At 46.4% G+C, this 26,373-nt stretch carries 21 protein-coding genes and 2 pseudogenes; 4 read left to right on the forward strand and 19 right to left on the reverse strand.

Annotation, left to right across the window (positions count from 1 at the left end; translation table 11 throughout):
* Nucleotides 1–788: 788 nt before the first annotated feature.
* Nucleotides 789–3,611 carry a phosphoenolpyruvate carboxylase gene (gene ppc / locus ICN11_RS10450; protein ID WP_216230327.1) on the reverse strand — a complete coding sequence of 941 codons (2,823 nt, stop codon included), beginning with the start codon at nt 3,609–3,611 and terminating at the stop codon, nt 789–791.
* A gap of 5 nt (nt 3,612–3,616) precedes the next feature.
* Nucleotides 3,617–4,366: an FCD domain-containing protein gene (locus tag ICN11_RS10455; RefSeq protein ID WP_216230328.1), complete on the reverse strand. Its 750-nt coding sequence runs from the start codon at nt 4,364–4,366 to the stop codon at nt 3,617–3,619.
* Between the two features lie 173 nt (nt 4,367–4,539).
* Between ICN11_RS10455 and ICN11_RS10460 the strand changes: the two genes are divergently transcribed.
* Together ICN11_RS10460 and ICN11_RS10465 are read left to right on the forward strand one after the other, a co-directional pair.
* Entirely contained in the window at nt 4,540–5,685 is a 1,146-nt protein-coding gene (locus ICN11_RS10460; protein ID WP_216230329.1) for an alpha-hydroxy acid oxidase, read from the forward strand.
* Between the two features lie 42 nt (nt 5,686–5,727).
* Nucleotides 5,728–7,389 (forward strand): L-lactate permease, encoded by a 1,662-nt coding sequence (locus ICN11_RS10465; RefSeq protein ID WP_216230330.1) that lies wholly within the window; start codon nt 5,728–5,730, stop codon nt 7,387–7,389.
* Nucleotides 7,390–7,514: 125 nt separating this feature from the next.
* Here the strand turns inward: ICN11_RS10465 and ICN11_RS10470 are convergent, their stop codons facing one another.
* From ICN11_RS10470 to rpsB, 16 genes are all read right to left on the reverse strand, one after another.
* The gene (locus tag ICN11_RS10470) at nt 7,515–8,333 is read right to left on the reverse strand and encodes an RNA methyltransferase (protein WP_255539941.1); all 819 of its coding nucleotides are present in this window, start codon (nt 8,331–8,333) and stop codon (nt 7,515–7,517) included.
* A 14-nt stretch (nt 8,334–8,347) separates the two neighbouring features.
* A complete protein-coding gene (gene rnhB, locus ICN11_RS10475) occupies nt 8,348–8,941 on the reverse strand; it encodes a ribonuclease HII (RefSeq protein WP_216230332.1) in 594 nt (197 codons plus the stop codon).
* The gene (gene lpxB / locus ICN11_RS10480) at nt 8,938–10,140 is read right to left on the reverse strand and encodes a lipid-A-disaccharide synthase (protein ID WP_216230333.1); all 1,203 of its coding nucleotides are present in this window, start codon (nt 10,138–10,140) and stop codon (nt 8,938–8,940) included. The genes rnhB and lpxB overlap by 4 nt, the downstream gene beginning before the upstream one ends.
* A 17-nt stretch (nt 10,141–10,157) precedes the next feature.
* A complete protein-coding gene (gene lpxA / locus ICN11_RS10485) occupies nt 10,158–10,955 on the reverse strand; it encodes an acyl-ACP--UDP-N-acetylglucosamine O-acyltransferase (protein WP_216230334.1) in 798 nt (265 codons plus the stop codon).
* Nucleotides 10,955–11,404 (reverse strand): 3-hydroxyacyl-ACP dehydratase FabZ, encoded by a 450-nt coding sequence (gene fabZ / locus ICN11_RS10490; RefSeq protein WP_015421422.1) that lies wholly within the window; start codon nt 11,402–11,404, stop codon nt 10,955–10,957. The genes lpxA and fabZ overlap by 1 nt, the downstream gene beginning before the upstream one ends.
* 48 nt (nt 11,405–11,452) lie before the next feature.
* Nucleotides 11,453–12,508, reverse strand: coding sequence for a UDP-3-O-(3-hydroxymyristoyl)glucosamine N-acyltransferase (gene lpxD, locus ICN11_RS10495; RefSeq protein ID WP_216230335.1), 1,056 nt, complete (start codon nt 12,506–12,508; stop codon nt 11,453–11,455).
* A gap of 5 nt (nt 12,509–12,513) precedes the next feature.
* Nucleotides 12,514–13,041, reverse strand: a complete 528-nt coding sequence (locus ICN11_RS10500; protein WP_216230336.1) for an OmpH family outer membrane protein — start codon at nt 13,039–13,041, stop codon at nt 12,514–12,516.
* Nucleotides 13,042–13,059: 18 nt separating this feature from the next.
* Nucleotides 13,060–15,408 (reverse strand): outer membrane protein assembly factor BamA, encoded by a 2,349-nt coding sequence (gene bamA / locus ICN11_RS10505; protein WP_216230337.1) that lies wholly within the window; start codon nt 15,406–15,408, stop codon nt 13,060–13,062.
* On the reverse strand, nt 15,405–16,538 hold the full coding sequence (locus ICN11_RS10510; RefSeq protein WP_216230338.1) for an RIP metalloprotease: 1,134 nt from the start codon (nt 16,536–16,538) through the stop codon (nt 15,405–15,407). The genes bamA and ICN11_RS10510 overlap by 4 nt, the downstream gene beginning before the upstream one ends.
* An 11-nt stretch (nt 16,539–16,549) precedes the next feature.
* Nucleotides 16,550–17,740, reverse strand: coding sequence for a 1-deoxy-D-xylulose-5-phosphate reductoisomerase (gene ispC / locus ICN11_RS10515; RefSeq protein ID WP_216230339.1), 1,191 nt, complete (start codon nt 17,738–17,740; stop codon nt 16,550–16,552).
* Nucleotides 17,740–18,567 (reverse strand): phosphatidate cytidylyltransferase, encoded by an 828-nt coding sequence (locus ICN11_RS10520; protein ID WP_216230340.1) that lies wholly within the window; start codon nt 18,565–18,567, stop codon nt 17,740–17,742. The genes ispC and ICN11_RS10520 overlap by 1 nt, the downstream gene beginning before the upstream one ends.
* 19 nt (nt 18,568–18,586) lie before the next feature.
* The gene (gene uppS / locus ICN11_RS10525; RefSeq protein ID WP_216230341.1) at nt 18,587–19,360 is read right to left on the reverse strand and encodes a polyprenyl diphosphate synthase; all 774 of its coding nucleotides are present in this window, start codon (nt 19,358–19,360) and stop codon (nt 18,587–18,589) included.
* Between the two features lie 30 nt (nt 19,361–19,390).
* Entirely contained in the window at nt 19,391–19,951 is a 561-nt protein-coding gene (gene frr, locus ICN11_RS10530; protein WP_216230342.1) for a ribosome recycling factor, read from the reverse strand.
* A gap of 11 nt (nt 19,952–19,962) precedes the next feature.
* Nucleotides 19,963–20,673: a UMP kinase gene (gene pyrH, locus ICN11_RS10535; RefSeq protein WP_215374847.1), complete on the reverse strand. Its 711-nt coding sequence runs from the start codon at nt 20,671–20,673 to the stop codon at nt 19,963–19,965.
* Nucleotides 20,674–20,862: 189 nt separating this feature from the next.
* Nucleotides 20,863–21,741 carry a translation elongation factor Ts gene (tsf, locus tag ICN11_RS10540; RefSeq protein ID WP_046330462.1) on the reverse strand — a complete coding sequence of 293 codons (879 nt, stop codon included), beginning with the start codon at nt 21,739–21,741 and terminating at the stop codon, nt 20,863–20,865.
* Nucleotides 21,741–22,490, reverse strand: coding sequence for a 30S ribosomal protein S2 (gene rpsB, locus ICN11_RS10545; protein ID WP_015421433.1), 750 nt, complete (start codon nt 22,488–22,490; stop codon nt 21,741–21,743). The genes tsf and rpsB overlap by 1 nt, the downstream gene beginning before the upstream one ends.
* 184 nt (nt 22,491–22,674) lie before the next feature.
* Between rpsB and map the strand changes: the two are divergent.
* Both map and ICN11_RS10555 read left to right on the forward strand, forming a co-directional pair.
* Nucleotides 22,675–23,583: pseudogene (gene map, locus ICN11_RS10550) on the forward strand (type I methionyl aminopeptidase); the annotation flags it as partial.
* 4 nt (nt 23,584–23,587) lie between these two features.
* Entirely contained in the window at nt 23,588–26,185 is a 2,598-nt protein-coding gene (locus ICN11_RS10555) for a [protein-PII] uridylyltransferase (RefSeq protein ID WP_216230343.1), read from the forward strand.
* Nucleotides 26,186–26,257: 72 nt separating this feature from the next.
* Here the strand turns inward: ICN11_RS10555 and ICN11_RS10560 are convergent.
* A pseudogene (locus ICN11_RS10560) lies at nt 26,258–26,373 on the reverse strand (IS30 family transposase); the annotation flags it as partial.

Here is a 26,373-nt window from a genome sequence, read left to right on the forward strand (position 1 = left end):
CGCTCCCACATTAAATCCTTCTGGGTGGCTGTGTAATAGATTCGAGGTCGTTGTTTCATGAGCAACACTCCTTGCGCTTACGCAGTTAGTAGTGTGTTGCATCGACGGGTTGAAATCAAGACCCAAAACAGTCACCCAGAGCAACAAAACCACCGCAGGTGGTTTGTAGAATTTTGGTGGCCCGGGGCGGAATCTAACAGGGCCGAGGATGACAGACTCTACATCTAGGCTCTCGGTATAAACGATATTCAAATTATTTCTTCAACTCTATTTCAGGCAACGCCCATGAGCGATCGAAGAATGCTTGGGTAAATGGTTTAGAAAATCTCAACTACATTTGAAGGTTCCTTTAGCTTGGTCAAGGACATCCATCTACTAAGAAAACTTTACGCCCAAGAAACGATACTAAACACCTGTCATATGCTCACTACACATATTTAACCAACCTTTAGCTTTAGCTGTGACGTAAGAACTTGGAGAACTTAATCGCCATGACTGTTTTGTCCTGAAAGTCTTGGCTTCGGCAACACATCTTTGAAGGGTCCAATACCCACGTGGCTTCCGTGCTTTAATCATATGGACAGTACATTCATCTACCCACCCATAGCGACAAGCTGCCAAATAGGCTTGAGGGGAATTTCTTCGCCACTCGCTACAAGATATGAAATTTAGGGCGTCTGCCTTACATGCCCCGATAGACCACCTTCTAGGGCGGCCGCGGGTCATAGGACTCCTCGACGAAAGTGCTGGAAAATTCATACCTACCTCAAGTTCAATGCCTAAATAACCTATCCAGTATTTCTGAGTCCGGCCGCAATTCCATTAATCGCAATATGGATACCTCTTTGCACCCTATCGTCATGCTTACCTGCTCGATAGCGCCTTACCAACTCGACCTGCAAATGATGCAGTGGGTCGATATAAGGAAAACGATTGCGTATCGATCTTGCTAGGGAGGGATTCTTAGCCAGACGCACTTTTTCTCCAGTAACCAAGTTCAGGGCATCTACTGTTTTATTCCACTCAGCTTCAATAGAATTAAAAATCTTCTTGCGAAGCTTAGTATCAGAAACCAATTCGCTATAACGAGAGGCTAATGCTAAATCACTCTTGGCTAGAGCCATATCCATATTAGATAGCAAGGTCCTAAAGAATGGCCAATCCTTATACATCTTTTGCAAAAGAGCGAGCGCCGCTTTTTTATCTGCAGCCTTAGGGTGATTTAAGAACTCCTGCACAGCGGAACCAAAGCCAAACCAACCTGGAAGTGTTAAACGACACTGCCCCCAACTGAACCCCCAAGGGATGGCGCGGAGATCCTCAATCTTTTGACTTGCCTTGCGACTTGCAGGGCGTGATCCAATATTCAGTTTTGCGATCTCACGGATAGGGGTCGCATCAAAGAAATATTCTGCAAATCCTGGGGTCTCATATACAAGACCACGATAAGCATCCATACTAGCTTGTGAGATCTGAGCAGCCGCATCCAAAAAAGCTTTGCTTGCCTGCTTAGTCGGCTTTAACAAAGTAGCCTCCAAAGTTGCAGCTACTAGAGTCTCTAAATTACGTCTGCCAATTTCAGGATTGGCATACTTAGATCCAATTACTTCGCCCTGCTCGGTCAAACGAATTTGTCCGCGGACCGTGCCTGGAGGTTGCGCCAGGATTGCCTCATAACTTGGCCCACCCCCACGACCCACTGTGCCTCCCCTGCCGTGGAATAAGCGAAGTTTCACCCCATGCTTCTGCTCCAAAGGCTCAAACACCTCAACCAAGGCAAGCTCCGCGCAATATAACTCCCAATTGCTAGTGACAATACCGCCATCCTTATTGGAGTCGGAGTAGCCCAACATAATGTCTTGCTCAGCGCCAGATCGCCTTACTAGATCAAGAATACCCGGCAATGCATAAAAATCTTGCATGATTGGCGCCGCATTGCGTAAATCGTCAATCGTCTCGAATAATGGAACGACTATTAAGTCGGCAGATGACTTCTTGCCTAAAGTTTCATGCATCAAGCCAACTTCTTTTTGAATCAGCAGAACTTCTAACAAATCACTTACAGTTTCGGTGTGACTGATGATGTAATGGCGGATGGCATCTTTACCAAAGAGCTCTCGCATTTTCTTAGCCATCTCAAAAATGGCAATTTCAGAGAGTACAAAATCAGAGTATTGATGGCCCACAACCCGAAGAGGTCTTGGATCTTTTAATAGAGATAACAAGAGCACACGCTTTTGCTCTTCGGAAAGACTGGAGTATTCATTGTGAATTGATGCCGCACCTAACAGCTCAGCCAAAACAGCTTCATGCATATCTGAGCTTTGACGTAAATCCACGGTAGCCAAATGAAAACCAAAAACTTCAACCGCCCTCATCAAGCCGCGTAAGCGGCGGTCTGCTAGCGCCTTTGCACCCTGAGAAACAAGTGAGACTTCAATTGTCCTCAGATCAGATAAAAATTCTTGCGCGCTGATATAGGGGTTTTGAGGCGAGACGGCATGTCGTGCTGCATCTGTACCGGTAAGCACCTTTAAAGTAGCTGCTAATCTTGAATACATACCAGTGAGCGCCCTTCGATAGGGCTCATCCTGGCGATGCTCATTGGTGTCTGGTGATGCAGCAGCTAGCTCTTGCATCTTCTTCGGAAATTTTAGGAGCAATGCAGATACTGATAGATCTCTACCCAAGTAATGCACTTCAGTTAAGTAGTGGCGTAGCACCATTTCTGACTGTCTTGAAACAGCATACTCAAGCGTCTTAGCGCTAACATTGGGGTTGCCGTCGCGATCACCGCCAATCCACTGACCCATCTTCAGGAAGCTTGCTACAGAATTACCTGCAAGCGAGTCTTCCAATTGTGCGTAGATTTTCGGAATTTCTCTCAAAAAAGTAGTCTCGTAATACGTCAGAGCATTCTCAATCTCATCAGCAACCGTGAGCTTAGTAAAGCGCAATAAACGGGTATGCCAGAGTTGAAGTACACGTGCACGAATTTGCTCTTCATTGGCCTTCAGCTCTTTATTGAGCAATGCGTCTTTTTGCGGGTTATTTGCTTTAGAAGACTCTTTAATCTGATCACGAATAGTCAATAAATTGGCAATATCACGTTCGGCCTCCAAAATACTGGTTCTTTGCACTTCGGTTGGATGCGCAGTCAGCACCGGAGAAATCAAACTTTCTTCCAGCGTCTTAGAGATCATCTTGCTTGTCACGCCAGCGGCATGAAGCTTTTTCATGGCCATCGGAATGCTGCCATCTTGATAGCTGCCAATGCGCTCATACGCTACGCGGCGGCGAATGTGATGTCTATCCTCGGCTAAATTGGCCAAATGACTAAAGTAAGTAAAAGCACGAAGCACTTTTACGGCGATTTCACTACTAAGCCCCTTAAGCAGTTTGCTCAGTTCGTGATTGGCCTTCTGATTTGCATCACGATGAAAGGCCACAGATAATTTTCTGACCTGCTCTACCAGTCCATAGACAGAATCACCCTCTTGCTCACGAACGATATCGCCCAAAATCTTTCCTAAGAGGCGAATGTCATCAATTAAAGGTAGTTCAGTATTTTTAAGCTGTTTATTTCTAGAAGGATTTTTTGTCACCATCATTTTCTTTAACTCTTTCTACGGATAGAGCTTTCAATACGCTCTTGGTCTTCAGCGCTCGCCTTCATACTTACCTTGACATAATCGATGTGACGCTTTGAGGCCTCTAATGCTTTTTCTGGCATACGATCTTTGATTGCCGTCCAAATTGCTAGATGCTGATCTTCTAATTGGCTGCGATCTTTAAGACGACCATTTAAATATTTAAGATTTCTCGTAACATGCTCATTAATTAATTTTAATAATGTTGCCGATAAATGGATTATCAAAACATTGTGAGAAGCTTCAGCGATTGTCTGATGAAATGCCACATCGGCTTCCACCATTTCCTTTAGTTCACAGACTGCATATGCCTTAATTAGATTGTTATAGGCTTGTTCTAAATTGTGCAAGTCCACTTCAGTTGCTCGATTAGAGGCGAAATAGGCAGCCTGCCCTTCAAGCATGTCACGAAAATCTAATATGTCGACTTGAATATTTGGGTGCTTTATAAGCATGTCCTGCCAGGAATCAGTAAATGAAGCGGCAAGCTTGTCTGTAACTATTGTTCTACCACCATGCCTTGTATGCAGCATGCCTTTTGTAACTAAGGATTGAATAGCCTCTCTAACACTAGGCCTAGATACCCCTAACTCCAATGCCAGATCCCTCTCTGATGGCAATTGATCGCCAGGTTTTAAAGAGCCCTCTAGAATTTGCACCTCCAGGCTTTGAACGACCTTGTCAGATATACGCTCGGTATGTTTAATTATTTTCATTTATTGGTCTTACCAGTTTAATTTATAGTTCCATAAAGTGAAATATATCTTCTAATTGAAGAAAAAACCTATATATCTAGGGTAATTATCTACATATTTCTTTATACACCGGCTTCAGACTAGATTTATTATTGGTATTACCAACTTACCATAATATTTCTAATTCATAAAATATGTCAATTATCACCAACATCGAAGACTTAAGAGTTCTGCATCAAAAACGCACCCCCAAGATGTTCTATGACTATGCAGACTCCGGTTCATGGACTGAATCTACCTACCGAGCCAACGAATCCGATTTTCAGAAGATCAAACTGCGTCAGCGCGTTGCTGTAGACATGACTAATCGCACCACCAAAACAACCATGGTGGGTCAAGAGGTTGCAATGCCTGTAGCACTTGCGCCAACTGGTTTAACTGGTATGCAACACGCCGATGGTGAAATCCTAGCTGCCCGTGCTGCGGAAAAATTTGGTGTTCCATTCTGCCTATCCACCATGAGCATTTGCTCGATTGAGGATGTGGCAGAACGCACCACCAAGCCATTTTGGTTTCAGCTCTATGTCATGAAAGACCGTGGCTTTATTGAGCGCCTCATTGAACGCGCCAAAGCTGCCAAGTGCTCTGCCCTTGTATTGACGTTGGATTTACAGATTTTGGGACAACGCCATAAAGATTTAAAAAATGGTTTGTCTGCACCTCCAAAGCTGACCATTGCCAACATGATCAACATGATGACCAAGCCACGCTGGTGCATGGGCATGACAATGACTCCTCGCAGAACCTTTCGCAATATTGTTGGTCACGCTACTGGTGTTGGCAATATGTCCTCCCTCTCCTCTTGGACTGCCGAACAGTTTGATCCAGGCCTAAGCTGGGATGATGTGGAGTGGATTAAAAAACTCTGGGGTGGCAAGTTAATCATTAAAGGCATCTTGGACGAAGAGGATGCGCGCTTTGCTGCAAACTCCGGCGCCGATGCCTTGATTGTTTCCAATCATGGTGGCCGTCAATTAGATGGCGCCATCTCTAGCATCAAAGCTTTGCCTGGCATCGTTAATGCGGTTGGTAAAGATATTGAGGTTTGGATGGATGGCGGCATCCGATCTGGACAAGACGTATTGAAAGCTTGGGCACTTGGTGCACGCGGTACGATGATTGGCCGCCCTTTCCTCTATGGCTTGGGTGCCATGGGCGAAGCTGGCGTTACTAAATGCCTCGACATTATTCACAATGAATTGGATATCACGATGGCATTTACCGGTCACCGCGATATTCAGAATGTGACTAAAGATATTTTGTATCCAGGAAAGTATTAATTTTAAAAACAATATTTAAACATTTAGAAAAGGAAACACAAAATGATCTGGCAGCAAGCGTATAACCCAATGGGGAATATGTTCCTCTCAACCTTATGTGCATCAATACCCGTCATTGTCATGTTAGTTGGCCTTGGCTTTTTACATATGAAGGCGCATATAGCCGCAGGACTTGGCTTGCTATTTGCTATTCTGATAGCCGTCTTAGTTTTTGGAATGCCTCTTGAACTGGCAACCAAATCTGCCATCCTTGGCGGCCTGACTGGCCTACTTCCTATTGGATGGATTGTTCTAAATATTATTTTTCTCTACCAATTAACCGAACAAAACGGCTCCTTTAAAATTCTGCAAGATTCTATCGCCGGGATCACCGAAGACCGTCGCTTGCAATTGCTCTTGATTGCATTCGCATTTGGCGCATTCTTTGAAGGTGCAGCTGGTTTTGGCACACCAGTAGCCGTTACTGCAGCAATCTTAATTGGCCTTGGTTTTTCGCCATTAGCGGCCTCAGGACTCTCTTTAATTGCCAACACCGCGCCAGTGGCCTATGGCGCTCTTGGCACCCCAATCATCACAATGGCTAAAGTACATGGTTATGACCTAATGGCCCTCTCGGGCATGGTTGGACGTCAATTACCCTTCTTTTCTTTCTTGGTGCCTTTCTGGTTAATTTGGGCATTTGCAGGTCGTAAGGCCATGATGCAAATTTGGCCAGCCATCTTAGTTACTGGGCTATCTTTTGCTCTCTCCCAGTTTTATGTATCCAATTACATGGGGCCCGAGTTAGTTGATGTAATAGCAGCACTTGTATCAATGGTTTGTCTGGTGCTCTTCCTAAAAGTATGGTCACCAAAGCAAATCTGGAGATCTACTAGTTTGAAAAATCATAAAGAGACGCTAGTCTCTGAAGATGGTTTAAAAGCGCCAACAGTACATTCGCGCAGTGAAGTAATTCGCGCATGGATGCCCTGGATTATTTTGACTGTATTTGTTTTCATCTGGGGATTGCCTAGCGTAAAGGCATACTTCAACGGGATTTATGCTCCAAAATTCCCTATTGATGGCCTACATAATATGATTGAAAAAGTAGCACCGGCGGTAGTAAGCCCAACCAAAGAGGCTGCTATTTATGTGTTTGGCTTATTGTCAGCTACAGGCACAGGCATCTTACTTGCCGCAATTGTTGGCGGCCTATTAATGAAGTACAACCCCATTAAACTCGTCACAAGTTACTTTAAAACGATTTGGGATGTTCGCCTCTCATTGCTAACGATTGTCTTAATGCTTGGCTTGGGAACCGTCACAAGATATTCTGGTCTTGATACAACATTAGGTCTAGCGTTCGCAACTACTGGAGTCTTATATCCATTTTTTGGAACTTTGATGGGCTGGCTAGGTGTAGCTCTAACGGGTTCAGATACCGCATCAAACGTGCTGTTTGGCGGAATGCAAAGAGTTGCTGCTGATCAATTGGGGCTTAGCCCGAACCTAATGGGCGCTGCGAATAGCTCTGGCGGTGTTATGGGTAAGATGATTGATGCGCAGTCAATTGTTGTTGCCTCAACAGCCACCCGTTGGTATGGTCATGAAGGTGATATCTTGCGGTACGTATTCTTCCACTCTATTGCCCTTGCATGTTTAGTCGGTATTTTTGTGACACTTCAAGCCTATATATATCCATTTACCTTGATGGTTATTAAGTAACAAGTTGTAGCTCCCTTTCAAGACCGCTATGCGCGGTCTTTTTTTGACTTGGCGGAGGGGGTGGCACAGCTGCTCTCGAAGGTCTCTTATTGGCCGAAAGCGGCCCCTCGTGAAAAAACTACTATCTAAGCGCGCCTCACCCTGAGGGTCTCAAACAAACATACTGCCGCAGCGGTAGATACGTTAAGCGATTCCACTCTTGGATCAATTGGGATTGATACGCCTTTAGCTTGAGCCATGAGGTCTTCAGAAACACCCTGCCCTTCGCTTCCCATTACCCAAGCAACTGGATGGATTAGTACCTTGGGCATATTGAAGAGATCTAACTCACCATCAGCGGTAGCGGCTAGTAAAGGCGCCGTTACAGCACTGAGTACTTGAGGGGTTGACCAACCTTCGTAAAGATCAAGCAGGCGATGAGCGCCCATACCAGCACGCAATACCTTGCTTGACCACAAGTGAGCGCAACCAGTTAAGGCAATGGCCTGAGTAAATCCGGCCGCTGCCGCAGTGCGCAAGATGGAACCCACATTACCTGCATCTTGAATACGGTCCAAAATAATCACATCCCCAGAAATCGTCGCAACCGACTTTTGCGGATTTAAGGCTGTTTCAGGAAGATCTAGCAATCCCGCAATTTGCGGGGCATTTACCAAATCAGATAGCAGATCCCAAAGACCTTTATCCAATTGATAAACGCGAGTCTCAGGGCAAATTTCGACATGGTCGTAAACAGCCTGGGCGATCTCTGGATTCTGCAAACCCAATTCAGAAGTAATCAAGGTCTTGAGCGCTGGATTGCTAACCCAAGTTTGAACCAAATGAATACCTTCGAGCAAAGCCTGGCCACAAGCAAATCGGGCCTTCTGACCCTTGGGGCCAGTAGCTTGTAATTGACGAATTTCCTTAAACAAGGAATTGTCTTTTGAGCTGATAAATTCCATTTTCATAATTGGGATTATCGACTATGCAGAGCTAAGACATTGCGAACTGGTGAAAAGCTCCGACGATGTTGATCGCAGGCACCAAATTCCTTAAGAGCTGCGAAATGCGCCTCTGTTGGATATCCCATATGTTGAGCAAAGCCATACTGAGGATGGAGCTCATGTAAAGCCATCATTTGACGATCTCGGGTGACCTTAGCCAAGATCGATGCCGCTGAAATCGCAGGCTCTTTGGCATCACCCTTGACAATAGCTTCTGCCGAAATCGGAAGTTCAGGGCAGCGATTTCCATCAATCAAAGCTTTATCTGGCCAACCACCCAAACGTGTAGTGAGATCTTCAATTGCTCGGCGCATTGCCAGCATCGTTGCTTGCAAGATATTGATCTCATCAATCTCTGCCGGGCTCGCTTCGCCGATACCCCAGGCTTTTGCCTTAAGCTGAATTTGCTCGAATAGAAACTCACGTCTGGCAGCAGATAACTTCTTAGAATCTTTTAAACCGGTAATAGGATTTTCTGGATCAAGAACGACAGCACCAGCAACAACCGCCCCCGCTAATGGACCACGGCCCGCCTCATCAACACCACATACCCAAATTACACTCACACAGAATTCCGACTTTTAGTTGCGGTAATCGTTTGTGCCACAGCTTGAGCAACCAATAAACCGGTTGGCCTGCGTAAGGTCTCATGCATTTCTGCAAAGCGTGTTTTCAGCTGAGTAACTTTGCTAGGATTATTTAACCAAGCCAATAAGGCATCGGATAATTTACTTGGAGTCGCATCATCCTGAAGAAGCTCAGGGACAACGAACTCACCGCATAAAATATTTGGGAGCCCAACATAAGGTAGATATCCCTGTCGCTTCATAATCTGCGCTGTCAGCCAAGGCACCTTATACGAAATCACCATCGGCTTTTTCCAGAGTGCAGCCTGCAAGGTTGCAGTGCCACTAGCAATCAACACAACATCAGCGGCTTCAAGAACCGCATCCGCCTCACCATCGATTAAATAAATATTCAGGCTTGGATTCTTCTCTAGCGTGCTTTTCAGCAAAGCCTCAAGCGGTGCTCGCAAGCGTGGAGTTGCCACGGGGATCACAAAATGTAGAGGTTGTCCTGGCAAACGCTTCACAAGCTGGGCCATGGTTTCAAAAAAGACTGGTGCAATCAATTCAATTTCTGAACCGCGACTGCCCGGTAGAACTGAAACAACAATTCCATTTAATGCATTGGTGGATAGGCTTAATGCTTGCTCGATTCTTTGTTTAGCCGAGGCTGGATTTGGCTCAAGTGGAATCTCGCTAGCTAAGGGATGTCCAACGTAAGTAGCGCTAATGCCGGCACGCTCATAGATCTCAGTTTCAAAGGGGAAAATGCAGAGCATGCGTTCAACCGCTTGCTTGATCTTCGCAATACGCCCTGCTCGCCACGCCCAAATCGATGGAGAAACAAAATGCAAAGTTGGAATGCCCGCCTTACGCAAAGCTAACTCGACACCTAAATTGAAATCGGGGGCATCAATACCGAGATACACGTCGGGACGTCCCTCGCCCGTAAGATTGCTAATGAGCTCCTTACGCAGTTTCAGAATGGCGGGAAGTTGCTTGATAGCCTCAACGTATCCACGAACACTGAGGGTCTCCATGGGCCAATCAGACCTTAGACCTTCTGCTTGCATGCGCGGGCCACCAATGCCGTATACCTCCAAATTGGAAGTATCCGGGATCTGCCTTAGCGCACTGAGTACTGGCGCTGCCAGCAAGTCACCCGAAGGCTCTCCGGCAACACAAGCAAGCTTAGACACTAGACACTCGATCTACTCTATCGAATAATGCCGCGCGTGGAGGCAGCAATAAAGTCATGGAACTCTGTCAGCTTTTCTGCGGTAGCGGCATCAGATGCGCTAGCTTGCGCCATCTTCTGAATCTCTACCTTGGCATCTTCAAAGCTAAGGCCATCTTTATAGAGAACTTTATATGCCTGACGCAATGCAGAAATGGTTTCGCTTGAGAAACCCCGGCGCTTGAGACCTTCGACGTTGATGCCGTGTGGAGAAGCCTTATCTCCGGCCGCAATCACAAACGGTGGAATGTCCTGCACCAATGCCGAAGCACCACCGAGCATGGCATGTTGACCAATACGAACAAACTGATGAACGCCTGACATGCCGCCCATAATTGCCCAGTCACTCACCTTCACGTGACCAGCAATTTGTGCATTGCTTGAGAAAATCGTGTGGTTGCCAATTTGGCAGTCATGCGCAATATGCACATAAGCCATGATCCAGTTGTCATTACCGATGCGGGTAATGCCCTCATCTTGAGATGTGCCAGTATGAATGGTAGTGAACTCACGAATCGTATTCCGATCGCCAATAATCAGTTGGGTTGGTTCGCCACGGTATTTCATGTCTTGGGGGGCACCACCAATTGCAGCAAAGTGAGCAAAGGTATTTTCTTTACCGATCGTGGTGTAACCCTCGATCACAGTATGAGATCCAATCTTGCTGCCAGCGCCAATTTTGACGTTTGGCCCAATAACGGAATATGGACCAATCTCTACGTCGCTAGCGAGCTCAGCTTTGCTATCAACTACAGCAGATGCATGAATCCGAGTCATTACGCACCTTTCGTACGAACGGCACAAGTAATATTGGCTTCTGCAGCCAACTCACCATCTACAGTAGCTTGCACCTGAAATTTATAGATACCAGCACGCTCACGCTCCAACTTCGCAGTCATGATCAGTTGATCACCAGGTAACACCGGTTTCTTAAAGCGAGCACCGTCAATACCAGCGAAGTAATAAATCGCATTCTCTTCACGGACTTCTGAGAAAGTCAGTAGTGCAGCAGTTTGAGCCAGCGCCTCAATGATTAAGACGCCAGGCATTACTGGAAAATCCGGAAAGTGCCCCTGAAAGAATGGCTCATTCATGGTGACATTCTTTAAAGCAGTAATACTTTGACGAGGCTCAATCTCCAACACTCGGTCAACCAACAAGAATGGGTAACGGTGTGGCAATAACTTCAAAATTTGATTGATGTCGATGGCGATAGGTTTGCTCATGTATTTACCTGCTGAATAAAGTTTCTAATTTTTTAGTGTGATGATGATTTATTTAGACTTATCTAATAATCGTAAGCGTTGACGTATTTTATCGAGGCCACGCAAAATAGCTGCATTTTTCTCCCAAGCGCTATGGAGCATTGAGGGATACACGCCTGTGTAATGCTGACCTGGCTCAGTGATAGAGCGAATAATCGAGGTATTTCCGGATACGGTAGTTCTGTCAGCAATACTGAGGTGGCCCGCAAAGTTTGCAGCACCACCAATAATGCAGAAGTTTCCAATCTTGGTGCTGCCTGAGATCGCAGCACATCCAGCAATCACACAGCAATTGCCAACGACTACGTTGTGCGCAATTTGTACTTGGTTATCAATCTTGGTTCCATTACCAATGATGGTGTCACTCATGGCGCCACGATCAATCGTAGTGGATGCACCAATCTCAACATCATTACCAATCACTACGGCGCCAGTCTGAGGGATCTTGACCCACTCAGCACCGGTGGCAGAAAAATCAGGGGCAAAACCAAAACCATCGGCACCAATTACAGCGCCGCTATGAATAATGCAGCGCTCACCAATTGTGGTTTCCGAATAAAGGGAAACGTTGGGATAAATCAAAGTGTCGCTAGCAATGCTGGAGTTTCTAGCGATGGAGGTGTTACCCAACAAGGTAACGCGCTCACCCAATTTCACGCCAGGGCCAATTTGCACAAAAGGTCCGATATGACATGAAGCTGGAATACTGACAGATGCATCTATTACCGCGCTAGGATGCACGCCGGGGGTATAGATAGGCGCAGATTCCTTAGCAAAGTGCTGCGCCATTCTGGCAAAAGTGGCGTAGGGATTTTTGGAAACAAAATACACCCGCCCTGCCGAGCTGTTTCCAGGATTTGCCTGAAGAAAATCCAAATCCGCCTGACTAACAATTAAGCCGCCAGCATTGCTATCACTAGCCTGCTGACGATACAGTGGATTAGAAAGAAAGGAGATTTGGCTTGACTGAGCTCGCTCGAGAGGAGCGAGACCCTGTAGCGCGAGGGAGCCATCCCCCACCAAGCTTACTTGAAACCGTTCGGCCAGCTCAATGGCGGTGGGCATAAAACTTACTTGAGACTATTCAAAGCCTTGATGACATCATCAGTAACATCAACCTTTGGATTGGCATAGGCTGGATCCTGAATAATGACATCAATTTTTCTTTGGTCAGCAATTTGCTTGAGCGCTTGATTTGCTTTTTCAGCAATCTTGGCGCGCTCTTCAAAGTTACGCTGATTCAGATCTTCAGTGTATTCGCGTTGTTTGCGTTGTAGCTCGCGATCCTGATCAGACAATTCGCGTTGACGACGTACGCGATCTGCTTCGGACATTACAGCAGAATCACGGTCTAATTTTTCTGCTGCAGCCTTAATCTTTTCAGCGCTACTACGAATTTCATTCTGACGCTTCATGAATTCATTTTGCAATTTGGTTTGGCTTGCTTTGGCCATATTGGATTCATTGAATACTTTTTCAACGTTCACAGCTGCGACCCGAGTTCCAGCATCTTGTGCGAATGCCTGTGGCAACGCGATTAGTGAAGAAGCGGCAATTAAGCCGTACTGAATCCATTTAGAAGATTGATTGAGCTTCATGAAACTTTCCTTAAACAATTAAAACGCCGTACCGACCTGGAACTGCAAACGCTGGACGTTATCCGTAGGCAACGATTTGATCGGAATACCATAACTGAACTTTAGTGGGCCCAGAGGTGATATCCATGATAAACCTAAGCCATAAGAATATCGCAAGACGAGATTGATATTTTCGTTATAAACATTACCACCGTCTACGAAACCAAATACGCGCAAGGTTTTATCAACGCCAGATCCAGGGACTGGGACGGTGTACTCAACGTTACTGACGATTTTAGACTGGCCACCCGTTGGCTGATTTAGGCCGGTATAGGTATTCACATAGGTAGGTCCAAGCGATCCTGGAGCGTAGCCTCGAACTGATCCAATACCACCCACATAGTAGTTTTTGGTAATCGGGAATGGGTATTTGCCGTAGGCCTCACCATAACCAACTTCACCGTTAAAGGACAAAATATTGCCTTTTGAGAAAGAGTGATATTTCTGATACTGACCAAAGAGACGGTAAAACATCATGTTACCGACTGGGGTTCCGACTTCAGCATTCAGCTGCTGCAAAGAACCTGTAGAAGGAATAAGTGCGCTATCACGACCATCACGTGACCAACCGATTGTGATTGGAACGTTGTAAGTGTTGAGTGTCGCAGGATATCCAGGGGCAGCGATGCCATAGTCCTGCATGTAATTTAGATATGGTGTTGGCGTATTAATACTGGACTGAATCTGGAATACCTCAAATCCAGTGCCGAAGAAGACTCTATCTACCTCGGTGTAAGGAACGCCAAACTTGATATTGGAGCCAACAGACTTAATTTGGTAATCCGGATCACCGGTGTAATACAGTGGCTTGGATGAGCGGTAGTACAGATCAGTAAAGCGGCTAATACCATCTTCAGTGAAGTAAGGGTCGTAATTGGACAAAGCCAAACTTTGATTGATTTTTCCGAGAGAGAAATTCAAGCCCACTGCAGTACCGGTACCGAATGCATTTTCTTGGTTAATACCCGCAGAGAGAATCAACTTCTCCGTGGAGGAAAAACCTGCACCCAAAGTAATCGCGCCAGTTGGCTTCTCAGTCACTTTCACGTTAACGTCAACCTGATCAGGGGATCCAGGGACATCCTGCGTAGATACATCAGTCTCCGTGAAATAACCTAAGCGACCTAAACGTTTTTTAGATAGGTCAATCTTTTCGCTATCGAACCATGAGCTTTCAAACTGACGCATCTCTCGACGAATCACCATATCTCGGGTCTTGGCGTTACCAGTCACGTTCACTTGGCGCACATAAACACGCCGACCTGGGTCAACCACTAAAGTGAGATCAACCTCGCTTAATTCGCGACGAATATCTGGTTGTGGATTAATGGTTGCAAATGCATAACCATAAGAACCTAGAATCTCTGCAATAGCCTTAGTGCTCTCAGTGAGCTTGGCAGATGAGAAAGTATCGCCCGGCTTGAGGGTCACGAGCTGAATTAGCTCAGCCTCTTTACCCAATAACTCACCAGCTAAACGTACATCTTTAACTGTGAACTTATTTCCCTCACGAATACTAATAGTGAGGTAAATACCTTTTTTGTCAGGGGTAATGGAAACCTGAGTAGATTCAATAACAAACTCAAGATACCCACGATTGAGATAGTAAGAGCGAATGTTCTCTAAGTCGGCTGTGAGCTTTTGCTTAGAGTAGAGATTGTCTTTGCTGTACCAAGAAAGCCAGCCACCAGTTTTTAGCTGCATCTGACTCTTGAGCGTGCTCTCGCTAAATACGTTATTACCGATGAAATTGATCTCTTGAATCTTGGCTACAGGGCCTTCATCAATATTGAAATAAATCGCTACTTGATTGCGCTCTACCGGGGTAACAGTTGCAACCACCTCAGCCGCATACATACCTTTGCCAACATACTGACGCTTAAGCTCTTGCTCAGCCTTGTCAATTAGGGCTTTGTCATAAAAGCGGGCTTCTGCCACACCGACTGCTTTTAAGGATTTACGAACCACTTCCTGGTCAAACTCTTTCATCCCAGTAAATTCGATCCGGGAGATGGTGGGACGCTCCTCAACGATCACGATGAGGACATTGCCCTGAGCCTGGATCTGCACATCTCGGAAAAAGCCAGTGCTATAAAGCGCCTTAATAGCCTCGGCACTCTTCTCTTCTGTAAATGAATCTCCTACCTGAACTGGCAAGTAACTAAATACCGTACCAGGCTCTACACGCTGCAAACCCTCAATTCGAATGTCTTTAATAACAAAGGGATCGGCAGCTTGTACGTTTACGCAAAAACCAGCAGCAAGAATCAGGGCGACTTGAGCAACAAATCGAGTTACGGAACGAAAAGAGAGGGTCAGAAAATTCAAGGTGAAAGGTAGCGTTGCAAATCGTTAAACAAGGCCAGCAAGGAAAGTGCTATCAACAGTAAAAAACCCACTTTTTGGAGCTTTTCCTGCAGGGATAAAGAAATTCGCTTTCCAGCAACCAACTCCCATGCATCATACAGGAGCTGACCCCCATCTAGCATTGGCAAAGGCACTAAATTCAAGAGTCCAATACTGATACTCATAAGAGCCAAGAAGGCTACAAATGGCTGCCAACCAACCTGAGCGGACTTCCCTGCCATATCCGCAATACTCAATGGCCCGCCAAGCTGTTTTAGGGTTGTTTTACCTGTAAATAAGCCCAACATGAGACGGGTGGAGACCTTGGTTATCAGGTAAACCCGTTGGGTAGCAAATCCTAGAGCCTCTATAGGCCCTAATTTGAGCTCTTTCCACTCAGAAGGTGGGCTGACTTGCGGAAGCAAGCCCAAGGCCTGAAATGGGTCAGATTCTGGTGCGATTGGAGGCAAATCTGACTGCCGAAAGGATTTAACGTGGCGAGCGCCAGAAGCGTCCTGCATCTCCAAAGCAAAGCCTTGTTCCCCAGTGATCGCATCCAAGAGAAGCCAACGCAAGGCATTCCAGCTTGGTATGGGGTCAAATTCTTCAAAAATGGGGGCGCTCTTGTAGCCAGATGGCAGAGATTGCCAGCCAATAACCTCATCACCTGCCCTCACTCCTAGTTTTGCGGCAATGGATTGCTCTGGCGGAGCCTGCAAGCGAGCCGGTAACTGAGGCACACCCGAGACATAAATCACCGAAAACAAAATAACAGCCAATAGGAAATTCGCAAAAGGGCCTGCAGCCACAATTACGGAACGCTGCCACAGTGGCTTTACATCAAAAGACTGAGGGCGGTCTTCTGTTGGAATACTTTGCTGACTATCGCGACCATCTAATAATTTGACATAACCACCAAGGGGTATGGAGGCTAGAACCCACTCGGTACCGTTACCAGCACGATAAGTAAACAGTGGCTTGCCAAATCCCAGAGCAAAGCGAAGTACTTTGACACCGCAAAGGCGAGCTGCCAAAAAATGGCCATATTCATGGAAGCTAACCAGCACACCCAGTGTGACTAAGAACGCGCCAAGAGTGATTAAAGCCTGCAAAATCTATCGATCTATTTCTGAATTGTATGAATAAACTGATTCGCAGCCTGACGAGCTAAAGCATCAGCCTCAAGAATTGTTTCAAGCGAATCAGCCGCTACTGGAGACAGGGAATTTAAGCAGTGCTCCACTACATTTGGAATGCTTAAGTAAGGCAAGCCATCATCTAAGAAAGCAGCTACCGCAACTTCGTTCGCAGCATTTAATACGGCAGGAGCAGTGCCCCCTGCTTTTGCGGCAGCAAAGGCCAAACTCAAGCAAGGAAATTGGTTGAAATTGGGCTCTGTAAAACTCAGACCAGCCAACTGCGTCAGATTCAAGGGGGCGACACCAGCATCAATGCGTTCAGGCCAGGCCAGGCCATAAGCAATCGGTGTACGCATATCAGGCTGACCCATTTGCGCAAGCACAGAGCCATCTCGGTAGCGCACCATAGAGTGCACAACACTCTGCGGATGAATCAACACCTTAATCTTTTCCAGCGGTAAACCAAACAACCAGAAAGCCTCAATCACCTCAAGACCTTTATTCATCATCGTTGCTGAATCAACTGAAATCTTTCTACCCATCACCCAGTTTGGATGCGCGCAAGCTTGCTCCGGAGTAATACCCGCTAAATCTGAAATTGATTTATCCCTGAAGGGTCCGCCTGAAGCAGTTAACCAAAGCTCTTCAACCCCCAAATGGTCAGATGGATTTTTAGTGAAACGATCTGGCAAACATTGAAAAATGGCATTGTGCTCACTATCAATTGGGAGTAGCTCACCACCACCCGCTTTCATAGCCTGCATAAATAAATTGCCCGACATTACCAAGGCTTCTTTATTGGCCAGCAATACGCGCTTACCTGCTTGCGCCGCAGCCAAGGCTGGAACTAGACCGGCAGCACCCACAATCGCCGCCATGACGGTGTCGCAACCGGATTCAGTTACTGCGCTGACCAAGGCCTGAGGCCCATAGAGAACTTGAGTAGCAGTCTTTTTATCTTGCAAGAGACGAGTCAGTTGGGCGGCGCCAGCAGCGTCAGCCACAACCGCAATAACTGGCTTGAACTCAATACATTGCTCAGCTAAACGCTCAATTTGTTTTGCGGCAGTCAGGGCTGTCACTTTAAAGCGCTCAGGATGAGCGCGAATGACATCCAAGGTGTTGACACCAATCGATCCTGTAGATCCTAGGATGGCAACTTGCTTAACAGACATCAAATTAATCCAGCCAGTAGAGCAGCTATCGGCATTGTTGGGATAAGCGCATCAACCCGATCAAGTACACCACCATGACCAGGCAATAAATGACTGCTATCTTTAACGCCAGCCAAGCGCTTTAACTGAGACTCAAACAAATCACCGAAGACGCTAAACGCAGCCAATACGGTAACCATTAAGAACATGGGCACCCAACCAAATCGAATGGCCCAAGCACCAAATAAGGTATCACCTAGCGGCAAATACATTACACATAAGAATGCGTAAAGATAGCAAAGCACAAGACCGCCCAATGCCCCTTCAATCGACTTTCCTGGGCTGATATTCACGGCCAACTTATGTTTACCAAAAGCCTTGCCAACGAAATAGGCACCAATATCAACAACCCAAACTAGGGCCATACTGCTTAATAAAAAAACTAAGCCGAGTTCACGTAGGAATACCAATGAAAACCAAGTGGCCGGCAGAATAATTAAACCCAAGATGCTGTAGAAAGGTTTGAACTTTTGAAGGGAAAGATTCATGCCCTTTACCAAAATAAATGGCGCTAGAAAGAACCAAAACAAGACCGCCATCATGAGCAAGGAGAACTGCCATGAGATTGCCTGCGTACCTAGTAAAAATAAAATGATGGCTAAACAAAAAGCAGCATAGAGCCATGCAGCCTTTTTTGCCTCAGGGGCAATCATGCGACCCCATTCCCATGCAGCAGCAACTAACGCCACCAGAAAGAATCCACCTAAATACATCGGTGGCAATAAAAACAAGATGGGCAATAGCACTGCCATCAAAATAGTGGCAGTAATGATTCGAGTTTTAAGCATATGGGAAAGTGAGAGGTACTTAGACTGCGTCACTCAAAGGCTCGGAAGCCAGCTGAGCACTGGTGCGTCCAAAACGACGCTCGCGCTGACTAAACCAGTCAAACGCTTTATGTAGTTCAGCCTCATCAAAATCAGGCCAAAGGGTATCCGTGAAATACAACTCGGTATAGGCTAGTTGCCATAGCAAGAAGTTGCTGACGCGCTGTTCACCACCGGTGCGAATAAACAAATCTGGCTCTGGTGCATAAGCCATAGATAAATGCGGCTGCAACAACTCTTCAGAGACTTGTTCCGGCTTCAAGCCAGGATTGGAAGTCAAGCACTGGCGCATTGCCTGCAAGATATCCCAACGGCCACCATAGTTAGCGGCAATCGTAAAAGTCAGCCCCTTACAACCCGCTGTTTTCTCTTCAGAGAATTGCACCATCTCCTGAATCGCAGAATCAAAGCGGCTAAGGTCACCAATGAGGCGTAAGGAGATATCGTTTTCGGCCAGGCGAGAGACTTCACTCTTTAATGATTTGAGAAACAACTTCATTAAGAATCCCACCTCTTCTGGTGGGCGGCGCCAATTTTCAGAGCTGAATGCAAATACGGTGAGGTATTCAACACCTAAGCGGCGACACTCTTGAACAATCTTGCGAACAGCACCCAAGCCTTCAGAATGCCCCGCTACCCGCGGCATGAAACGCTTGCTGGCCCAACGCCCGTTGCCGTCCATGATGATGGCAACATGGCGAGGAATAGCGCTAACCTCTGGAACAACTAAGGTAGAGCTAGTGTGCTGTGTCATAAAGCGAATAATAAAAAATGAATCTGACGATTAAACCGTCATGATCTCTTTTTCTTTTTCAGAGACGATCTTGTCGACATCAACTACTGCACGATCAGTCATCTTCTGGATGTCATCAGTTGCACGACGCTCGTCGTCCTCAGAAATTTCTTTATCCTTAGTGAGGCGCTTAAGATGTTCGTTTGCATCGCGACGTAAATTGCGTACGGCAATCTTAGTTTCTTCACCTTCGTTTTTGACAACCTTCGTCAGATCACGACGACGCTCTTCAGTCAAAGCAGGCATTGGTACGCGAATCACAGTACCTTGTGAGGCTGGATTAAGACCCAAGTCAGAATCACGAATCGCCTTCTCAATTGCGCCAACCATCGTCTTTTCAAATGGCTGAACGTTAATTGTTCTGGCATCAGCCAAACCCAAGCTAGCCACTTGGCTTAGCGGTGTTGGGTTGCCGTAGTAATCGACCTGGATGTGCTCCAGAATTCCAGGATTTGCACGGCCAGAACGAATCTTTGCTAGGTTGGACTTCAAAGCCTCAAGAGACTTCTGCATCTTTTGATCGGTAGTGGTTTTAATTTCTGCTGCGGACATCAAGCCTCCTATTAAACGTGTACTAAAGTACCTTCAGATTCACCCTGAACCACGCGCATTAATGCGCCTGGCTTGAGAATCGAAAATACTTTGATTGGTAATTTGCGATCACGACACAATGCAAAAGCAGTTGCATCCATCACTTGCAAGTTTTTAATGATTGCCTCATCAAAAGTAATTGTTTTGTAGAGCGTGGCTGTTGGATCTTTCATTGGATCAGCACTGTAAATGCCATCTACCTTAGTGGCCTTTAAAACGATCTCCGCAGCCATCTCAGCGCCGCGCAAAGCAGCAGCTGTATCAGTAGTGAAGAACGGATTACCAGTACCTGCAGCAAAGATCACTACTTTGCCTTCGCTCAACGCACGAATCGCACGAGGACGAATGTAGGGCTCGACGACTTGATCCATTCTTAAAGCAGATTGCACGCGCGCTTCAACACCTTTTTGGCGCAAAGCATCTTGCAGTGCAAGTGAGTTCATCATGGTGGCAAGCATTCCCATGTAGTCCGCTGTTGCGCGATCCATACCAGCCGCACCGCCCGCTACACCTCGGAAAATATTTCCGCCGCCGATCACGATAGCCAACTGAACGCCGCTATTTACTACATCGGCAATTTCTTTCACCATGGAATCGATGGTGACTGGATTGATGCCAAAAGCATCGTCACCCATGAGGGCTTCACCAGAGAGTTTTAAGAGAACACGTTTGTAGGCTGGCATCGTTTTATTTTCCGTAATTTGCCAAGCAATTTACTTGCTTAGCTTATTGATCTTTAAGTACTTTTTAATATCTTGCCCAAATTATAAAGGGCTTGGCACAGATCAAACAAAAGGGCATAGAAACCGAGATTTCCATGCCCTTTTGGGTATTACAGCCTTACTGGGCAAGCCCAGCAGTTTTGGAGCTAATTAAGCGCCTTTAGCAGCAGCCACTTGTGCAGCAACTTCAGCCGCAAAGTCGTCTTGACGCTTCTCAATGCCCTCACCTACAACAAACATGGTGAAACCCTTGATTGTGGTGTTTGCAGCCTTGAGCATTTGCTCAACAGATTGCTTGTCGTTTTTAACGAAAGTTTGGTTCAACAAAGAAACCTCTTTGAGGTACTTCTGAATAGAACCTTCAACCATCTTCTCAACGATTTCTGGTGGTTTGCCAGATTCAGCAGCTTTTTGAACAGCAACACTACGCTCAACAGCAATAGCTTCAGCAGGAACATCAGCCATCGACAAAGCCACTGGCTTCATTGCAGCAATATGCATTGCTACGTCTTTAGCTGCAGTCTCATCACCTTCGAACTCAACCATAACGCCGATACGAGTACCGTGGAGGTAAGAAACCAACTTGTTGCTGCCAGCGAAACGCTTGAAGCGACGTGGCATGATGTTCTCGCCGATCTTACCGATCAAGGCGCTACGAACTTCATCAACAGTTTGACCATTCATTGGCAATGCAAGCAATGCAGCAACGTCAGCTGGATTCTTTTCAGAAATCAGATTTGCGCAGGCTTGTGTAAATGCCAAGAAATCATCATTCTTTGAAACGAAGTCAGTCTCGCAGTTCACTTCAAGCAAAGTACCTGTAGTGCCATTGATAGCTGAAGCAACAATACCTTCAGCAGTAACGCGGGATGCCGCCTTACCAGCTTTGCTACCGAGCTTTACACGCAGAATTTCTTCTGCACGAGCCATGTCGCCATCAGCTTCAGTCAATGCTTTTTTGCACTCCATCATCGGAGCATCAGTCTTGGCGCGTAACTCGCCAACCATTGCAGCGGTAATAGCGGCCATTATTCAGCTTTCCCTTCTTCAACAAACTCTTCTTCGCCTTCTTTAACGGCAGTCAAGATTTCTTGAACAGAGTTTGATTTACCTTCGAGAATTGCATCAGCAATGCCACGAGCGTAGAGAAGAACAGCTTTGCTGGAGTCATCGTTACCAGGGATGATGTAATCAACACCTTCTGGTGAGTGGTTGGTATCCACTACAGCGATAACAGGAATACCAAGCTTGTTAGCTTCAGTAATAGCAATCTTGTGATAGCCAACGTCCACTACGAAAATCGCATCAGGAACACCGTTCAAATCTTGAATACCGCCAAGCGCTTTTTGCAACTTGTCGAGATCACGATCGTTAGTCAAAGCTTCTTTCTTAGAAAGCTTTTCCCAATCGCCGGCTTCTTTAGCAACTGCCATGTCCTTCAAACGCTTGAGGGAACCTTTAACAGTTTTGAAGTTTGTGAGCGTACCGCCCAACCATCGGCTGTCGATGTAAGGCATACCAGCACGAGCAGCTTCTTCAGCAATGATCTCGCGTGATTGACGCTTAGTACCAACAAATAAGATAGTTCCACGATTAGCAGCAACTTGTTTTGCAAATTTCAGGGCGTCCTGAAACATTGGCAATGTTTTTTCTAAGTTGATGATGTGAATTTTGTTGCGATGGCCGAAAATATAAGGGGCCATTCTTGGTGACCAGAAACGGGTTTGGTGACCAAAATGGCAACCGGCTTCCAGCATTTGACGCATAGTTACTGACATAACTTCTCCTAAGGGTTAATTTCTAAGATTGAGTCCTAGCTGCGCTAAAAAACGCCACCCTGGAAGGCTCAACCCGCGATTTCAGATCAAAATTGACCTGAGAACGAAATTATAGCTTAAATATCAATCACCTAGACTCCTCACACCCCGCCCAAGCACTCTAAATCCCTTTGGAAATGCCTTCAAATGGGCTATTTGCCCATTTTTTAAGCACTACAGATCTGCCAAAAACTGCCAAGTCGTTGATAATCAAGGCATGAATAGTGTATTTACCGCCGAAAAAGACATCCAAGGGATGCGCGAAGCTGGCCGCTTAGCTAGTGAAGTTCTTGACCACGTTGCCCCACACGTCAAAGCCGGCGTCAGTACGGCTGAGTTGGATCGCATCTGCCATGAATACATGCGCGATGTCCAAAAGACTATCCCAGCGCCACTGAACTATCAGCCCCCTGGCTACCCGCCCTTTCCAGCGTCCATCTGCACTTCGGTAAATGATGTGATTTGCCATGGCATTCCTGGAGAGAAGATTCTGAAAACCGGTGACGTCGTGAATCTCGATATCACTGTGATTACCCCGGATGGATATTACGGTGACACCAGCCGCATGTTTATGGTCGGCGAAGTTTCGGTACTAGCAAAGCGCCTGACCCAAATTACTTTTGAATGTATGTGGCTTGGCATTGCTCAAGTCAAACCTGGTGCATCACTAGGTGATATTGGCCACGTCATTCAGACCCATGCTGAAAATGCTGGCTACTCCGTAGTTCGTGAATATTGCGGCCATGGAATTGGGAAAGTGTTCCATCAAGATCCACAGATTCTTCACTATGGCCGTCCCGGTACCGGCGAGAAATTAAAAGAAGGCATGACCTTCACTATCGAACCAATGATTAATGCTGGCAAGCGAGATATTCGCACGATGCCTGATCAATGGACTGTGAAGACTAAAGACCGCAGCCTCTCTGCACAATGGGAGCACACGCTCTTAGTAACCGCCACTGGTGTTGAGGTATTAACTTGGTCGGAAGGCAGTAATCCGATTCCAGATTGCGTCAAAGATCTCTCATTTAGACCAAGTCTAGTAAACGCATAAATTCATGAATGAGCTCCGGGCAGCCAGCAAGATTACTGATGCAGCTAGCCTGCGTGCAGCTCGAGAAATTGCCTACGACGAGTTTAGAAAAACACAGTCAGTAGGTAGACTAACCAAACAACTTACCAAGCTGAGCGATCAAGTGCTCGCCCATCTCTGGAATGGCTGTGGCTTAAATAATCAAGCTAGCTTAATTGCCGTTGGCGGATATGGAAGAAATGCTTTATTCCCCCACTCCGATATTGATATTCTCATTCTGCTTCCGTCCGAAGAAAAACAAGCGCTCGCTTTATCAAAACAGGTTGAACAATTTATTGCCAGCTGCTGGGATATGGGGCTGGAGATAGGCTCTTCAGTGCGGAACACCGCAGAATGCATGTCTGAATCTGAGCAAGATGTCACCGTACGCACATCACTCTTAGAGGCACGATTACTGTGCGGCAATAAACAACTATTTAAAGACTTTGAAAAAGCCTTTGAAGCAGCTATGGATCCAAAGGCATTCTTTCAGGCTAAGCTTGCAGAGCAAATTCAACGTCACTACAAATACCAAGACACGCCCTACTCTTTAGAACCCAACTGCAAAGAGAGTCCTGGTGGCTTGCGTGACCTTCAAGTGATTTCTTGGGTCAGTAAAGCGGCGCACCTAGGCAATACATTCAAAGATCTCAGTCTTGCTGGTCTAGTTACTCAACGCGAGTTAACTGAACTCAATCGCAACCAGCGTTTTTTAGAGACACTGCGCGCTAACTTGCACCTCCTTGCAAAGCGTAGGCAAGATGTATTGGTTTTTGACTTGCAGGCGCCCCTTGCTGCAGCAATGGGTATCGAAGAAGAATCCTCCAGATTGGCTAGCGAAGCCATCATGCGTCGCTACTATTGGGCAGCTAAAGCAGTCACCCAATTGAATGACGTGCTGCTACAGAATATTGAAGCACTTCTCTTCCCCCAAGAATCCAAAACAACTCACGCGATTTCCGGCGAAGGCAATGAGTGCTTTATTGAGCGTCAAGGTGTTCTAGATATCACTGACCCTCAGCTATTTCAGAAACACCCAGAGCAAATTCTGCGAACCTTCTTGGTGTTTGCGCAAACAGCTAACGTTAAGAGCTTATCCGCAACCATCTTCAGAGCCTTGTACAACGCTCGCCAGAAGATGGATAGCAAATGGCGCAAAGATCCAGTCAACCGCGCACTTTTTATTGAGATCCTAAAAGAGCCGGAGGGAGTTAGTCGCGCATTCCAACTCATGAACCGCACCAGCGTGCTTGGTCGCTACCTCCCTGCCTTCAGAAAAATCGTTGGACAGATGCAGCATGATTTATTTCACGTCTACACGGTTGACCAACACATCTTGATGGTGCTGCGTAATGTACGTCGCTTTATGGTGGTTGAGCACACACACGAGTTTCCTTTCTGTAGCAGTCTGATTGCCCATTTTGAAAAGCCTTGGCTATTGGTCATTGCCGCCCTCTTTCATGACATTGCCAAAGGGCGTGGTGGTGACCACTCTGAACTTGGCAAAGCAGACATGCGCAAGTTTGCAAAAGACCATGGTTTAAACAAAGCAGATACCGAGCTCTTGGTTTGGTTGGTTGCGGAACACTTAAACATGAGTCAAGTTGCTCAGAAACAAGACATTACGGATCCAGAAGTAGTGCAAGCCTTTGCTAAAAAGGTGGGAGATGAGCGCCACCTCACCGCTCTGTATCTATTAACAGTTGCCGATGTCCGTGGAACCAGTCCTAAGGTATGGAATGCCTGGAAAGGCAAACTGTTAGAGGATCTTTATCGAGTAACGTTGCGCGTATTGGGCGGCGCAAAACCAGATGCATCTTCTGAGCTGGCTCAGCATCAAGAAGAGTCTCGGGCCAAGCTACGACTTTATGCAATCGAGGACTCAGCTTATGAGAATCTTTGGAAGCAACTGGATGTTGCTTTCTTCTTGCGCCAAGATGCCGCTGATATTGCTTGGCTCACAAGACATCTCTTCAATAAAGTAGATAGCGAGACACCCGTTGTGCGCGCCAGGCTTTCTCCAGTTGGCGAAGGATTGCAGATTGCTGTCTACGTCAAAGACCAAGAAGACCTCTTCGCCAGAATTTGCGCCTACTTTGAGCGCCACGGGTTCTCGATTTGGGATGCCCGCATTCACACAACTAAGCACGGGTATGCGCTGGATACCTTCCAAATCTCTGGCAGTAACTTAGTAGATGAAGGTGGTAGTTACCGTGACCTTATTCAGCTCGTTGAATACGAACTGACAGCTGCATTGCAAAACAATGATCCACTGCCATCACCAAGCATGGGTAGACTCTCCAGACAGTCACGTACTTTCCCAATTCAGCCACGTGTGCATATGATTCCAGATGAGCGGGGTCACTACTACGCACTGTCTCTTTCAGCTAGCGACCGAACCGGCCTCCTCTATGCAATCTCTAGAGTCTTAGCCAAGCACCAAGTTTCATTACATACCGCACGCATCAACACCTTGGGCGAGCGAGTGGAGGACGTATTCCTGTTGGATGCTGCCAACCTGAGTAAGAATCCCAAACTGCAGATCCTATTAGAGACGGATTTGCTAGAGGCGCTAGGGGCTTAATTAGTAATATCCGCTCATGCTTATTTACAAGCAAGATTGCTACTGCTCGAATGTCCGTTAACGACCTTGATTTCAACCCGTCAACGCAACAGATTGAGCAAAACGTTCTGCCGGTGTTTGATAGTTTAGTGTTTTTCTAGGGCGTTCATTTAATTGTCTTGCTACAGCATTGAGTTTTGCTTGTGAGT

Source organism: Polynucleobacter sp. 78F-HAINBA (assembly GCF_018882325.1).
GTDB lineage: Bacteria > Pseudomonadota > Gammaproteobacteria > Burkholderiales > Burkholderiaceae > Polynucleobacter.

Bases quoted from the DNA above. Each gene is read 5' to 3' on its own strand.
- pyrH (WP_215374847.1), bottom strand. From the start codon at position 20,673: ATGCCAGCCTACAAACGTGTTCTCTTAAAACTCTCTGGTGAAGCCCTC.
- ispC (WP_216230339.1), bottom strand. From the start codon at position 17,740: ATGTCTGTTAAGCAAGTTGCCATCCTAGGATCTACAGGATCGATTGGT.
- tsf (WP_046330462.1), bottom strand. From the start codon at position 21,741: ATGGCCGCTATTACCGCTGCAATGGTTGGCGAGTTACGCGCCAAGACT.
- ICN11_RS10470 (WP_255539941.1), bottom strand. From the start codon at position 8,333: ATGGAATTTATCAGCTCAAAAGACAATTCCTTGTTTAAGGAAATTCGT.
- ppc (WP_216230327.1), bottom strand. From the start codon at position 3,611: ATGATGGTGACAAAAAATCCTTCTAGAAATAAACAGCTTAAAAATACT.
- ICN11_RS10555 (WP_216230343.1), top strand. From the start codon at position 23,588: ATGAATGAGCTCCGGGCAGCCAGCAAGATTACTGATGCAGCTAGCCTG.
- lpxA (WP_216230334.1), bottom strand. From the start codon at position 10,955: ATGACTCGGATTCATGCATCTGCTGTAGTTGATAGCAAAGCTGAGCTC.
- ICN11_RS10520 (WP_216230340.1), bottom strand. From the start codon at position 18,567: ATGCTTAAAACTCGAATCATTACTGCCACTATTTTGATGGCAGTGCTA.
- uppS (WP_216230341.1), bottom strand. From the start codon at position 19,360: ATGACACAGCACACTAGCTCTACCTTAGTTGTTCCAGAGGTTAGCGCT.
- ICN11_RS10460 (WP_216230329.1), top strand. From the start codon at position 4,540: ATGTCAATTATCACCAACATCGAAGACTTAAGAGTTCTGCATCAAAAA.
- frr (WP_216230342.1), bottom strand. From the start codon at position 19,951: ATGTCCGCAGCAGAAATTAAAACCACTACCGATCAAAAGATGCAGAAG.
- ICN11_RS10455 (WP_216230328.1), bottom strand. From the start codon at position 4,366: ATGAAAATAATTAAACATACCGAGCGTATATCTGACAAGGTCGTTCAA.
- lpxD (WP_216230335.1), bottom strand. From the start codon at position 12,508: ATGCCCACCGCCATTGAGCTGGCCGAACGGTTTCAAGTAAGCTTGGTG.
- fabZ (WP_015421422.1), bottom strand. From the start codon at position 11,404: ATGAGCAAACCTATCGCCATCGACATCAATCAAATTTTGAAGTTATTG.
- rpsB (WP_015421433.1), bottom strand. From the start codon at position 22,490: ATGTCAGTAACTATGCGTCAAATGCTGGAAGCCGGTTGCCATTTTGGT.
- ICN11_RS10465 (WP_216230330.1), top strand. From the start codon at position 5,728: ATGATCTGGCAGCAAGCGTATAACCCAATGGGGAATATGTTCCTCTCA.
- ICN11_RS10500 (WP_216230336.1), bottom strand. From the start codon at position 13,041: ATGAAGCTCAATCAATCTTCTAAATGGATTCAGTACGGCTTAATTGCC.